Raw genomic sequence first — 12,593 nt, forward strand, 5'->3', positions numbered from 1 at the left:
ATCCGCAACGCTTCAGCAGTAGCAACCATCCCCCAACACTACACCGGTTCGCCATTTCAGCGACAGACCACTAGAACCTATAACCCAAAACCTAGAACCTCTTCACATCGTCAACGCCATCACGGCTTTTTGTGCGTGCAGTCGGTTCTCGGCCTGATCGTAAACGCGGCTCCAGCGACCATCGATGACGGCGTCGGCGACTTCCACGTTGCGATCCGCCGGCAGCGGGTGCATGTAGATGGCGTCTTCGTCGGCCATCTCCATGCGACGGGGGTCGACGATCCAGTCTGTGTAGTTCGCCGAGATCTTCGCCGACTCCTCGTGATCCGAGGTGGTCAGCATCGATCCCCACGCCTTGGCGTAGACCACGTCGGCGCCGCGCATTCCCTCTTCGAAGTCCTCGATGATCTCGAAACCTCCGTGCGCTGCCCTGGCGTTGTCCTCGGCCTGAGCAATGATCTCCGGCATCAGCTTGAACTCCGGCGGCCGGGTGAGCCGAACATTGGCGCCGTAGCGGGTCATCAGCAGGATGACACTCTGGGGCACACTGATCGGCTTCTGATAGCTCGATGCGTAGGCGTAGCTCATGTTGATCGTGAGCTTGCGAGGGTCGCCCTTCTGTTCGATGATCGTGAGCAGATCGGCGAGGGCCTGGAACGGGTGGTACCAGTCGCATTGCATATTGAGGACCGGCGTCCGGCTGGCTTCGGCAACTGCCCGGATGTACTGATTGCCGATGCCCCAATCGACGTTGCGGATGGCGATACCGTCGTCGTATCGGCCGAGGATCTCACCGATCTCCCGCCACGTGTCGCCGTGTCCGATCTGGGTGGTGGTGCTGTCGAGGAACATGGCATGCCCGCCGAGTTGTGCCATCCCGGCCTCGAAGCTCGCCCTGGTCCTCGTGCTCGAGAAGAAGAACAACATGGCGAGTACCTTGTTGTCCAGCAGCGCATGCTGTTCGCCGAGCGCACGACGTCGCTTGAGGTCGAGCGCCACGTCGATGATCGTGTCCAGCTCGTCTCTGGTCCACTCCTGGGTGGTGATCATGTCCCGCCCGTGCAGATGGGTTTGCATCGATACTCCTTTGGTCTGGTCAGGCTCCGACTTTTCGCCTGATCAGGCGAAAGCGCAGCAAGTCGTCACGGAAGAATGAGGTCGATTGCACGACCGGTTCGTTGTCCTGGTCGTATCCAACCTCTTCAAAACTGAGTGCCGGTGTCCGGCGAGGAATGCCGAGTTCGTCCGCCTCGTGGGAAGGAAGTGCGACGGGAACGATCTCGGAGAGGTAGTAGCCGAGGGGTCGGTTGCAGTGCCGGTCGAGGAGGTCGTAGAGGGGGAGCGCTCCGGACTTTTTCGTGATCTCGACTTTGATGTGCCGGGTCGGGATCCGGTTGTACGTAAGCACCACCGGACGGTCGTCTTCCAGGAATACCTTCTCGACGACCAGTACTGGTTCGCCGGATTCGATACCGAGATCCCCCGCCAGTGATTCTGATGCGGGCCGTGGAGTGAGTCCGATGACTCGGACAGATGGGGTATAGCCATGATCCTGGAGTACTTCCTCGTACGACCAGATCTCCTCGAGACGGGACTTGATCTGGAGGCCCGGCTGGTTTACGAAGGTCCCGGCTCCCTGCTTGCGATAGATCGACCCCTCGTTCTCGAGCCTGCTGAGTGCGTCGCGAATCGTCGTCCTGCTCACCCCGAGCTCAGCCGCCAGCTCGGTCTCCGACGGAATGCGACCCTCCTCAAACGCGCCGGAAACGATGCGCTCCTTGAGGTTCGCTTTCACCTGGTCGGTGAGTGATGGGCTGCGGGTGATCATCTGGCTAGCACGTCCGGTGATACTGTTGTATGATTGTATGACAAATCGTACAGGAGGCTACCCCGCCTGTCCAGCCCCATCGGGGCGCGACACGAGGAGCCTCGAGTAACCGGTACCGCAATACGAGGAGAACAGCACATGCGCAGCTTCGCCGGAAGGGACATCCTTTCGCTCAAAGGTTTCGAACGAAACGAGTTCGAACACATCTTCCAGATCGCCGATGAACTCGAACCGATCGCCAGGGAACGCCGGAACGTCGATCTGCTGGCCGAGAAGACGATGGTGACGGCGTTCTACCAGCCGTCGACGCGCACCCGCCTCGCCCACGAAGCTGCGATGCACCGCCTCGGGGGCCACGTCACCGGGTTCTCGGATGCCAAGATGACCCGCGCCGGCGACTTCTACCAGGAGTCGATCAAGGACACCGTCCACATGCTCGAGTACTACGGCGACGTGCTCGTCATGCGCCACTTCCAGCAGGGTGCCCCGCACGAAGCTGCCAGGTGGGCATCGATTCCCGTCATCAATGCTGGTGATGGATGGGGGGAACATCCGACCCAGGTCCTTACCGACCTCTACACGGTGCTGAACGAGAAGGGCACCATCGACGGGCTCACGTTTGTAGCCATCGGTGATCACCGGATGCGCACTATGCACTCCCTCGGCTACGCGCTGTCGCAGTTCGATGCGGAGATGGTGGTCCTCGCTCCCGAAGAGATGTCGCCGCTGCCCGAGTTCCTGGCAGAACTGGACGAGATGGGAACGAACTACCGGATCGTCGAGCACATCGACCAGGTGATTCACGAGGCAGACGTCATCTACATGGAGCCCGTCGTTCAGCCCGACTACACCCAGTCGCGCCAAGACAAGCAGGACGAGTACGGTCGGACGCCTGCCAACTACCAGATCACCAGAGAGGTCATGAAGCGGGCCAAGGGCGACTCGATCATCCTCCACTCGCTGCCCCGGATGGATGAGCTGCTGCCCGAGGTCGACCAGCTCAAGCACGCCCGCTACTGGCAAGAGGCCTACAACGGGGTCGTGATGCGGATGGCGCTGATTGCGTCAGTGCTCGGAGTGATGGAGTAATGCCCAGACTCGTCATTGCCATCGGCGGTAACTCGCTCATTGCCGACAAGGACCACCAGACGGTGGAGGATCAGTACAACGCGGCCGCCGAGACCGACCAGCACATAGCGCAGCTCGTGAAGGGTGGCTGGGACGTGGCGATCTCTCACGGCAACGGACCGCAGGTGGGGTTCATCATGCGGCGCTCCGAGCTGGCGCGTGGGGAACTGCACGAGATCCCGATGGACGTTGCCGGAGCCGACACGCAGGGGGCGATCGGATATGCACTGCAGCAGAATCTGATCAACGACTTCCGGGCGATGGGGATTCAGAAACCCGTCGTCACGGTTGTCACTCAGGTCGAGGTGAGCTCGACCGACCCGGCGATGCTCGACCCGTCCAAGCCGATCGGAACCTTTCTCGACGAAGAAGAAGCCAATCGGCGTCGCCAGGAGGAAGGTTGGGCGATCAAGGAAGATGCGGGGCGCGGTTGGCGACGGGTCGTCGCCTCACCTCAACCGCAGCGTATCGTCGAGATCGACGTGATCCGCCAGCTCATCGACTCCGGTGTGGTGGTGATCTGCGTCGGTGGCGGCGGTATTCCGGTAGTCGCCGATGAGAACGGCGACCTGCACGGAGTCGCGGCTGTGATCGATAAGGATCTCGCGTCGGCACTGTTGGCCAACCTGATCGACGCCGACATGCTGCTGATCTCGACTGCGGTCGAGAAGGTGGCACTCAACTTCGGCACGCCGGAGCAACGCTGGGTCGACCGGCTGACTCTGTCGGAGGTCAAGACGTACCTCGAGGAGGGCGGCCACTTCGGCGAAGGGTCGATGGCTCCGAAGATGCGAGCCGTCGTGCAGTTCCTCGAGGGCGGTGGAAAAGAAGCCTTGATCACCAACCCGGCGAACCTCGAGCATGCCGTTGCCGGTGCAACAGGAACCCGTATCGTTCATGACTGACGGTCGTCTAGAGCATGTCACAGGTCTCGTCTGTGTGATTTGCGGGCAGTCGTACCCGGCGGATGCGGCCGGGTACGTCTGCGGGGAATGCGGCAATGAGGGCATCCTCGATGTCCGATACGACTATGAGCGGGTCGGGTCGCGCCTCTCCAGGGAGTCACTGGCGGATGACCGTGAGATGACGATGTGGCGCTATCGGCCGCTCATGCCGGTCGCAGCCGATGCAGAGGTTCCGCCGCTCACGGTCGGTTGGACTCCAACCTACGACGCTCCCCGGCTGGCCGCCGCGCTCGGCCTGGCGGGGGTGTGGGTCAAGGATGAAGGCAGACAGCCGACTGCTTCTCTCAAGGATCGCGCCAGTGCCATGGCGCTGGTCAAGGCGCGGGAGGTCGGCGCGGACATCGTGACGACCGCCAGCACCGGCAACGCAGCAGCCGCGCTGAGCGGCTTGTCGGCTTCGATGGGTCAGAAGAACGTGATCTTCGTCCCCGAGTCTGCGCCACAAGCGAAGATTGCCCAGCTTCTCGCCTACGGATCGATCGTTGTCCTCGTCAAGGGGAACTACGGGGATGCTTTCGATCTATGTATGGCCGCTTCGGCCGAATACGGGTGGTACAACCGCAACACGGGCTTCAACCCGTACATGACAGAAGGCAAGAAGACGGCCGGTCTCGAGATACTCGAACAACTCGAGTGGAACGCACCCGACGCCATATTTGTGAGTGTGGGTGATGGATCGATCATCGGCGGGGTGCACAAGGCGATGAAGGATGCGCAGGCTCTCGGCTGGATCGATCACTCACCGCGCCTCTTCGGCATCCAGGCCGCCGGCAGCGACTTCCTCGTGCAGGCGTTCGAGAACAACGAAGACGTTCTCATCAAGGCGCCGATCTCCGCAGACACGCTGGCCGACTCGATCAGCGCCGACCTGCCGCGTGACCGGATCAAGGCGATGGCGGCCGTCCGTGAAACCGGCGGCGCCTACCTGCGCGTCTCCGACGAAGCAATTCTGGCGGCGGTGCCGGTCCTGGCGCGCGGCTCGGGCGTATTTGCCGAGCCGGCCGGCGCGGCTGCCCATGCGGGCCTGATTGCCGCTGCCGAGCGCGGACTCGTCGGCTCATCCGATCGGGTGGTTGTCCTCTCGACCGGCAGCGGGCTCAAAGACGTGGCCTCGGCGATGAAGGCCGTTACGGCCGCCGGCACCGAGCCGATGGTGATCGAACCGACACTCGCTGCATTGAAGGAAGCCCTTGCCACCAGGGGCGAATGACCAACCACGAAGGACTACGCATGATCGATCTCACCATCCACGAAGCAACCCTGGAATCGGCCGTTACCCAGGCTCATCAACGTTCGATTCGCATCCCGACCTTCAAGCAGATGCGCGATCCGTCCTTGATCCCCGACTCGATCAAGCAAGAACTGACGTCCGTCGGGTTGTGGGATCTCGACCCTCGCAACCTGTTTCGGATCACCTGGCACAACGAGCCGACCCCGAGCGGTGGCGGCTACGGGCCGGTCAACTACATAGAACTTCCCTCGGAACTGACCGGCACGCCGGCCAGGATTCTCCTCCTCGAAGGCAAGTGGTTCCCGACCGGTGCCCACAAAGTGGGAGCCGCCTTCGGATGCCTGGTGCCCCGCCTGGTCACGGGCCAGTTCGATCCCGCTACTCAGAAGGCGGTCTGGCCATCGACGGGCAACTACTGCCGGGGAGGCGCCTACGACTCGCATCTGCTGGCGTGCGAATCCGTCGCAATCCTTCCTGAGGGGATGAGCCGGGAGCGGTTCGACTGGTTGAGGACCGTGGCAGGCGAGATCATCGCCACGCCGGGAACAGAGTCGAACGTCAAGGAGATCTTCGACAAGTGCAACGAACTGCGCGCCTCGGGGGAGGACCTGGTGATCTTCAACCAGTTCGACGAGTTCGGAAACTACTTGTGGCACTACGCGGTGACGGGTCCGGCCATGGTCGAGGTGCTCGAGGCAGCGATGCGACCCGGAGACGAGTTCCGCGGCGTGACCCTGACCACCGGCTCGGCCGGCACGATCGCCTCGGGCGACTACCTCAAGCAGCTGTACCCCAACTCCAAGATCGCAGCAGGCGAAGCCATCCAGTGCCCGACCATTCTCTACAACGGCTTCGGCGAGCACCGGATCGAGGGAATCGGCGATAAGCACATCCCCTGGATCCATAACGCCAAGAACACTGATATGGCGATCGGTCTGGATGATGAGGCGACGATTTCCCTCACTCGCTTGTTCAACGAACCGGCCGGAACGGCCTATCTGGCCGACCAGGGAGTCGCACCCGGTCTGATCGAGAAGCTGCCGCTGCTCGGGATTTCCGGAATCGGCAACATGCTCATGGCGATCAAGATGGCCAAGTACTACGAGATGGGCTCCCAGGATGTCATCGTAACCGTCGGCACCGACTCTATGGAGATGTACGGAAGCCGCCTGCGAGAACTGAACGACGAGCGTGGAGAGTTCACGACTCTCGACGCGGCCGCCGCCTACCACCGCTACTTGCTCGGGCAGGGAATCGACCACGTCCAAGAACTCGGGTACTACGACCGCAAGCGGGTCCACAACCTGAAGTACTACACATGGGTCGAGCAGCAGGGCAAGACCTACGAGGAGATCCAGGCACAGTGGTACGACCCCGACTACTGGACGAACATCCAGGCCATGGTCGACCCGATCGATGAGCTGATCGAGGCCTTCAACACCAGGGTTGATCTGTAGCACTTCGACCATTTCCGGCGCCATATTCCGGGTCGATCCGCCCGGAATGTGGCGCGAAATGCTGACAGGGATCATCAGACCGGGTGGCCGGTCTCTCGATGATGCAACCGCACCTTCTCCGGCCTAGGCTCACTCTGTAATTGGACCCAAGGGAAGGGTGTCTATGAGATACAAGTCCTGGTTTGCTCTGTTCGTGGTGTTTGCCCTCGTGTTCGCCGCGTGTGGCGACTCCACAGATGAGACAACCCCCGATGATGGTGGAACCGACGTCACGGCTGTGCCGGGCACGGTCACAACCATTGACATTTGGATTGCGTTTGCCGACGGACCCCGTCTCACCTACACGGAAGAGCGGGCCGCCGAGTTCAACTCTGCACACTCGGACTACAACGTCGCGGTAACGGCGTTCGATTCGTACAACACCGTGTTTGAGCAGGCGCAGTTGGCGCTCGAGGGTGGCAACCCGCCCGAGATCATTCACTTCTTCGAGGCCGCCACCCAGGAGGCTCTCGATACGGTGGATGCAGACGGAAATCCGATCTTCAAGTCGGTGACCGAGGCGATCGGTGGTCGCACCGAGATTCTCGGTGAGCCTGTGATCCTCGATGACGTCGTTTCGGCCGCCCGGAACTACTACACCGTCGACGGCGAGTTTTACTCGATGCCGTGGAACACCTCCTCGGCGATCATGTTCGTTAATCAGGACATCCTCGACGCCGCAGGCGTCGCCGAGATCCCGAAAACCTGGGCAGACGTCGACGCGGCCTGCGAGAAGATCATGGCGATAGCCGATGCGCCCAAGGGCTGCATCACTTGGCCGAACCATTCGTGGTTCGTCGAGCAGACGCTGGGTCAAGAAGGTGAGTTGCTGGCGAACAACGACAACGGCCGCGATGGTCGGGCCACCGAGGTCTACCTCGACTCCGATGGCATGGTCGCCTACTTCGAGTGGTGGAAGAGCCTCGACGATCTGGGCTACTACATCTACACCGGCGTTCAGCGCGACTGGGACGGCACCAACACTGCCTTCCAGGCACAAGAGGTCGGTATGTTGATCTACTCGTCCTCAGATACGACGGTAATCACCGAGACGGGCACCGAGAACGGTTTCAACGTTGTGGCAGCACCAATGCCCTACAACGGCGACGTGCCGTACGAAGGCAACCTGATCGGTGGAGCGACGTTGTGGTTGCGAAATGGGCTGGACACCGTGACGGAAGATGGCGCCCTGGCGTTCATGAACTTCTTCTCGAATCCTGCCAACGCGGCCGAGTGGCACAAGATCACGGGTTACATCCCGATCACAGAGGCTGCCGTGCAACTACTCAAGGACGAGGGCTTCTACGACGAGAGCCCGAACAGCCTGGTCGCATCCGACCAACTGGCTGCTGCGGCAGATACGCCAGCCGCCAGGGGTGCGTTGCTCGGTAACTTCGTTGCCATTCGTGACGTCATCACCGCGGCCGCGGAGGACATGCTCGTCAACGACATAGATCCAAAGCAACGGCTGACAGAAGCAAACGCAGAAGCCCAACAGCTTCTCGACGAGTACAACTCCCTCTTCGGTGGCTAATCGTTAGCCGATGAGTGCGTTACTCGCACTACTAGCGGGGGCCGGGGCCGGCGCGTACGGATTCCGTACGGCGCGCCGGCTTCGCCCCGCCCGGCGATACCTCGTGGGTGCCCTGCTGGGCACCCTCGGGGCGGTCGTTGTTTCCGTCTTGACAGGTGGTTGCGCCTACAGCCCTGAGGTCGACGCTGCCCAACACATCCTCGGTATCGCGGTTGCCGGCGGGATAGGACTAGCCGTTGCGTCCGGCACGTCGGTCGTTCTCGCTTCCGCCAAGGGTGGGAGAGACGCCGGCAGTATCGGGAGCGACATCCGCACCGGTACCTACCGGCTCGGTTGGTGGTGGCCCTGGGCGCTTCTGCTGCCGACCATCGTCATCCTGGTCGTCTTTCTCTACGTCCCGGCGGTCCAAACGTTCACGCTCTCCACGAAACTGGTCCGGTTGGGGGCACCCCGTCAGATCGAGGTGTGTCTCGCCAACTTCTCAGAACTCCTCACGCCCAACCCGTGGATTCTGGTCATTCTCCCTTTGATCGCGGTCGGGGTCATGTGGGGGCTCGGGTTGTGGAAGCGACGGGCGAGCTTGGGGTCGATGAGCCTGACCGCCGCCACCGCGCTTCAGCCCTTCGGGATCGTGGTGTTGCTGCTGGCCCTCTACTACATGTTCAACGGAGGCCCCAGGGGATATCGCGGCATCTACGTCAACACGCTGGTTGTGTCGGCAGGGACCGTTGCCGGTGGCATGATTCTCGGCCTGGCCGTGGCGTACCTCGCCTTCCAGAAGGTTCGCGGGATGACCGTCTACCGGACGTTGCTCATCTGGCCGTATGCGGTCTCTCCTCCGGTCGCCGGCATCCTCTTCTTCATGATGTTCGACCCGACCGCCGGCATCATCCAGCATCTGTTCGAACTGGTTGGGGTTACCTTCCCCAACTACCGGGAGGATGTGTTCCTGGCCCGGTTCGCCGTCATCGCCGCCTCGACTTGGAAGATCCTCGGCTACAACGTGCTCTTTTACCTGGCCGGCCTTCAGAACGTTCCGGGTGATCAGATCGAAGCTTCGGTCCTCGATGGGGCCTCGGCCTGGCAGCGCTTTCGGTACGTGGTGACGCCTTCGCTCGCTCCGATCACCTTCTTCCTCCTGATCACCAACCTGACCTACGCGTTCTTCGAGGTGTACGGCACCATCGATTACCTGACCAGGGGCGCCCCGGCCGGCAAGACTTCTGTGGCCATCTACGAGATCATTCGCGTCGGCGTCGAGAACCGGGATATCGGTCGGGGTGCTGCCCAGTCGGTGCTGCTCTTCTTGGCGGTGATCGGTTTGACCGTCTGGCAGTTCAAACAGTCGGAGAGTCGTATCACCTATGGAGGCGGGGGATGACCGGGCTCGCAGTAGGTGTACGAAAGAAGAACTGGTTCCGGGGTCGGTCCTGGCCGGTCCACGGCGCTCTCATCCTCACGACGTTCCTGATCGGGTTCCCGCTCGCCTACGCGGCGCTCATCGCCACCCAGTCGAATCCCGATGTGTTCGCTTTCAAGTTGACACCCGGTGACTCGCTGGCTCAGAACTTCCAGGACGTTTGGTTCGGCCGGAATCTCGGTCGCTACATGTGGAACTCGACGGTTCAGTCTGTGCTGATCACCGTCGCCAAGACGATCCTGTCACTGGCGGCGGGACTGGCGTTCGTCTACTTCCGATTCAAGGCGAAATGGATTGTGTTCTTCTTCGTGCTGATCACGTTGATGATGCCGACCGAGGTCATGATCCTGGCTCTCTTCCGATTGGTGTCTGCCTTCGATTGGAAGGACACGATGGCGGCGCTGGTCGTTCCGTTCGCGGCCTCGGCCACCGGCGCGTTCCTGTTCAGGCAGCATTTCGCCAACCTGCCGAACGATCTCGCTGAGGCATCGCAGGTCGACGGGGCCAGTCCGCTCCAGTTCCTCACCAAGGTCCTGATTCCGCTGTCCTGGAACACCATCGGGGCCCTGGCGGTCATTCAGTTCGTCTACGGCTGGAACATGTACTTGTGGCCTGTCCTGATCATTTCGAAGCAGGAGGCCCAGGTCATTCAGGTGGGCCTGCAGAATCTGCAGGGTATCGACGTCGGGTTGACGTACGGACCGTTGATGCTCGCCGCCCTGCTGGCATCGATCCCGCCGACCATCGTGTTCATTCTGCTTCAGAAGCCGTTCATGTCGGGTTTCTCGATCACGGCCGACAAGTAAACCGACTCGTTCTGGGCTGCCGGCGAACTGGCCGGCCCCGGTACGGCTCTAGAATCCTGCAACGAACACAGGGGACAATCGAATGACTGCTGGCTTGGTGGGTCTTGTCGTCGGGATACTCGGTTTGGGCGGGCTAGCCCTCCATCTGTGGGCGATCATCGATGTCGTCCGCACGCCGGCTCCGGTGTGGGCCCGGGCCAACCAAAATCAGATTGTCTGGGCGCTGGTCGTGCTGCTGTTCTCGCTGCTCGGGCCGATCCTGTACCTCGTAATCGCCCGCCCTGCATTGCAGGCAGCCGGCGGAGACTCAATCGCCTGAGAAGTAACTCTCCGATTGGCCTATGGCCTATGGCCTATGGCCATGTCTATCCATTCGTCGACCATCCGGGCGAGGGTCTCCATCGGAACGTCGCCGTGTCCGAGAACCACATCGTGGAAGTCCTTGATGTCGAACCGATCGGCCAGGCGTGCCTCCGCGTTGGAGCGGATCTCCTCGATTTCGAGTCGGCCCATCATGTATCCGAGGGCCTGGCCCGGCACACCAACATATCGGTCGATTTCGCCCTCGACCTGTGTCCGCGTCATCGGGCTGTGGTCGAGCATGTAGCGAATCGCTTGTTCGCGTGACCACCCGAGGGCATGGAGGCCGGTATCCACGACCAACCGGCAGGCCCGCATCGAGTCGGCCGCCAGCATGCCGACCCGGTCGAGATCAGACGAATACAGCCCCATCTCGTCCGCGACCCGCTCCGTGTAGAGGGCCCACCCTTCGAGGTATGCAACGGAGAGCGGTTCGTGGTGAATCGGATGAAGATCCTCGTTCTCGAGCGCCAGGGCTACCTGCAGGTGGTGGCCTGGAATCCCTTCGTGATATGTCGTTGCTTCGACCTGGAAGGTTCCCCACATCGACGGGTCGGCGGTGTTGAAGAAGAACGTCCCGGGCTTGGAACCGTCTATAGCGGGTTGCGAATAGAACGCAAGGGGCCCCTGCTCGATCGATTTGGCAACACACGGCGCTTTCGGCAGGACGCCGAACCAGTCGCCCATGGCCGCCGCGGCCCTGGCGAGCGCACGGGTGGCATCTGCCACGAGGGTCGCGGCATCGGAGTAGTGAAGAGCGGGATCGCTGCGAAGCCGATCGTATATCTCGGCGACGTTCGTTGTGCCGAGGAGCGGGCCGGCAATCTGCGGGTATTCGTCTTCGAGTTTCTCCACTTGCTGCCGGCCGATGTCGTGGACCCGGCGAGACGGCACCGCTCTCGTGACATTCGCCCACACCAAACGCTCATAGCTCTCGGCCCCGCCGTCCAGATACACGAGACCGGGTTGACTATCGGGGCGCGCCGCCGGAAGGGCCACGTCGTGGACCACCTTCCGAAGATCGGACAACGCCGGTCGGACCTGATCGGTGAGGATGGCGGCCAGCCGGTCCCTCCAGCGTGCAGCTTCGGTTGCGGTCATCTCGGTTGGTGCAGGTTGGGCGAGGAGCGGATCGGTCGGTGCCCCGAGATGGCGATCGAGGCCGGCCAGTGTCTGCTCACCGATGGTGCGGTTGGCGACCCGGCCCCTTGCAACGGCCGACACAATCCGGGCCGCGAATTCCGTGAGAGTGTCCGGGAGATTGGCCATTCTCACCAGATAGCGCTCGCCGTGCTCGGCCGTCGTCAACGGAAACCGCGGACCGAAGGTCAGAAGCATCGGATGGAAACCCATATTCGAGTTGAAGAGCTGGAGATCGTGATACCACTCGAGTTGCTCGTCGGTCGACCCCGCAGCAAAGGCGATCAGGTCGAGCGTTGGATGGGGTCCGATCTCGACTGTGGCTGCTCCTGCCGTGGAAGCGAAACGCCGTAGCTCCGACCGTCGATGTTCGACGCCATCCGGCGTGAAGTCCTCCCAGAGTTCGAGGGTGTCGAGGTTGCCCTTCCAGAGCGCACCCATTCGGTCGGATTGCAGATGGAACGCGTGGAACTCGTCGGCGAGGGCGGTGATGGTGTCCATGCGCTCACGCTAGCGGCGATCTGGTCGGGTGACGATGGGCATGAGGAATATCCAATGTCTACAAGGGATTCCGCCTTCACTTGCCTCTCCGGGGGGCCGATACATTCAGCCTGGATCCACCGGTCTGATCGGTGTCTGACGGTTGGGATTGACATAGAAAATGCCTTCTGACCTGGGAGAATGA

The 12,593-nt window shown here is 61.7% G+C and carries 11 protein-coding genes; 8 read left to right on the forward strand and 3 right to left on the reverse strand.

Features of this window, described 5'->3' with window-relative positions; translation table 11 throughout:
- Nucleotides 1–102: 102 nt before the first annotated feature.
- Nucleotides 103–1,077: an ornithine carbamoyltransferase gene (locus tag P1T08_16965; protein ID MDF1597773.1), complete on the reverse strand. Its 975-nt coding sequence runs from the start codon at nucleotides 1,075–1,077 to the stop codon at nucleotides 103–105.
- Nucleotides 1,078–1,096: 19 nt separating this feature from the next.
- Complete coding sequence (locus tag P1T08_16970) at nucleotides 1,097–1,828, reverse strand: GntR family transcriptional regulator (GenBank protein MDF1597774.1); 732 nt, start codon at nucleotides 1,826–1,828, stop codon at nucleotides 1,097–1,099.
- A 138-nt stretch (nucleotides 1,829–1,966) separates the two neighbouring features.
- On the opposite strand from P1T08_16970, the gene pyrB reads away from it, so the two are divergent.
- The 8 genes from pyrB to P1T08_17010 all read left to right on the forward strand — a co-directional run bounded on the left by pyrB (nucleotide 1,967) and on the right by P1T08_17010 (nucleotide 10,727).
- On the forward strand, nucleotides 1,967–2,917 hold the full coding sequence (gene pyrB / locus P1T08_16975) for an aspartate carbamoyltransferase (GenBank protein ID MDF1597775.1): 951 nt from the start codon (nucleotides 1,967–1,969) through the stop codon (nucleotides 2,915–2,917).
- Nucleotides 2,917–3,861 carry a carbamate kinase gene (gene arcC, locus P1T08_16980; GenBank protein MDF1597776.1) on the forward strand — a complete coding sequence of 315 codons (945 nt, stop codon included), beginning with the start codon at nucleotides 2,917–2,919 and terminating at the stop codon, nucleotides 3,859–3,861. The genes pyrB and arcC overlap by 1 nt, the downstream gene beginning before the upstream one ends.
- The gene (locus P1T08_16985; protein ID MDF1597777.1) at nucleotides 3,854–5,131 is read left to right on the forward strand and encodes a threonine synthase; all 1,278 of its coding nucleotides are present in this window, start codon (nucleotides 3,854–3,856) and stop codon (nucleotides 5,129–5,131) included. Before arcC ends, P1T08_16985 begins: the two co-directional genes overlap by 8 nt.
- Nucleotides 5,132–5,151: 20 nt before the next feature.
- Nucleotides 5,152–6,609 carry a pyridoxal-phosphate dependent enzyme gene (locus P1T08_16990; GenBank protein ID MDF1597778.1) on the forward strand — a complete coding sequence of 486 codons (1,458 nt, stop codon included), beginning with the start codon at nucleotides 5,152–5,154 and terminating at the stop codon, nucleotides 6,607–6,609.
- A 163-nt stretch (nucleotides 6,610–6,772) separates the two neighbouring features.
- Nucleotides 6,773–8,182 carry an extracellular solute-binding protein gene (locus tag P1T08_16995; GenBank protein ID MDF1597779.1) on the forward strand — a complete coding sequence of 470 codons (1,410 nt, stop codon included), beginning with the start codon at nucleotides 6,773–6,775 and terminating at the stop codon, nucleotides 8,180–8,182.
- 10 nt (nucleotides 8,183–8,192) lie between these two features.
- Nucleotides 8,193–9,563, forward strand: coding sequence for a sugar ABC transporter permease (locus P1T08_17000; protein MDF1597780.1), 1,371 nt, complete (start codon nucleotides 8,193–8,195; stop codon nucleotides 9,561–9,563).
- Nucleotides 9,560–10,408 carry a carbohydrate ABC transporter permease gene (locus P1T08_17005; GenBank protein ID MDF1597781.1) on the forward strand — a complete coding sequence of 283 codons (849 nt, stop codon included), beginning with the start codon at nucleotides 9,560–9,562 and terminating at the stop codon, nucleotides 10,406–10,408. Before P1T08_17000 ends, P1T08_17005 begins: the two co-directional genes overlap by 4 nt.
- Before the next feature lie 82 nt (nucleotides 10,409–10,490).
- Nucleotides 10,491–10,727, forward strand: a complete 237-nt coding sequence (locus P1T08_17010) for a PLDc N-terminal domain-containing protein (GenBank protein ID MDF1597782.1) — start codon at nucleotides 10,491–10,493, stop codon at nucleotides 10,725–10,727.
- Nucleotides 10,728–10,747: 20 nt separating this feature from the next.
- Here P1T08_17010 and P1T08_17015 read toward each other — a convergent pair whose 3' ends face one another.
- Nucleotides 10,748–12,409: a DUF885 domain-containing protein gene (locus P1T08_17015; protein MDF1597783.1), complete on the reverse strand. Its 1,662-nt coding sequence runs from the start codon at nucleotides 12,407–12,409 to the stop codon at nucleotides 10,748–10,750.
- Nucleotides 12,410–12,593 lie beyond the last annotated feature (184 nt).

The organism is Acidimicrobiia bacterium, assembly GCA_029210695.1.
GTDB lineage: Bacteria > Actinomycetota > Acidimicrobiia > Spongiisociales > JAHEDJ01 > JAHEDJ01.

Bases quoted from the DNA above. Each gene is read 5' to 3' on its own strand.
- P1T08_16985 (MDF1597777.1), top strand. From the start codon at position 3,854: ATGACTGACGGTCGTCTAGAGCATGTCACAGGTCTCGTCTGTGTGATT.
- P1T08_16990 (MDF1597778.1), top strand. From the start codon at position 5,152: ATGATCGATCTCACCATCCACGAAGCAACCCTGGAATCGGCCGTTACC.
- P1T08_17010 (MDF1597782.1), top strand. From the start codon at position 10,491: ATGACTGCTGGCTTGGTGGGTCTTGTCGTCGGGATACTCGGTTTGGGC.
- P1T08_16995 (MDF1597779.1), top strand. From the start codon at position 6,773: ATGAGATACAAGTCCTGGTTTGCTCTGTTCGTGGTGTTTGCCCTCGTG.
- P1T08_16970 (MDF1597774.1), bottom strand. From the start codon at position 1,828: ATGATCACCCGCAGCCCATCACTCACCGACCAGGTGAAAGCGAACCTC.
- arcC (MDF1597776.1), top strand. From the start codon at position 2,917: ATGCCCAGACTCGTCATTGCCATCGGCGGTAACTCGCTCATTGCCGAC.
- P1T08_17000 (MDF1597780.1), top strand. From the start codon at position 8,193: ATGAGTGCGTTACTCGCACTACTAGCGGGGGCCGGGGCCGGCGCGTAC.
- pyrB (MDF1597775.1), top strand. From the start codon at position 1,967: ATGCGCAGCTTCGCCGGAAGGGACATCCTTTCGCTCAAAGGTTTCGAA.
- P1T08_17005 (MDF1597781.1), top strand. From the start codon at position 9,560: ATGACCGGGCTCGCAGTAGGTGTACGAAAGAAGAACTGGTTCCGGGGT.
- P1T08_17015 (MDF1597783.1), bottom strand. From the start codon at position 12,409: ATGGACACCATCACCGCCCTCGCCGACGAGTTCCACGCGTTCCATCTG.
- P1T08_16965 (MDF1597773.1), bottom strand. From the start codon at position 1,077: ATGCAAACCCATCTGCACGGGCGGGACATGATCACCACCCAGGAGTGG.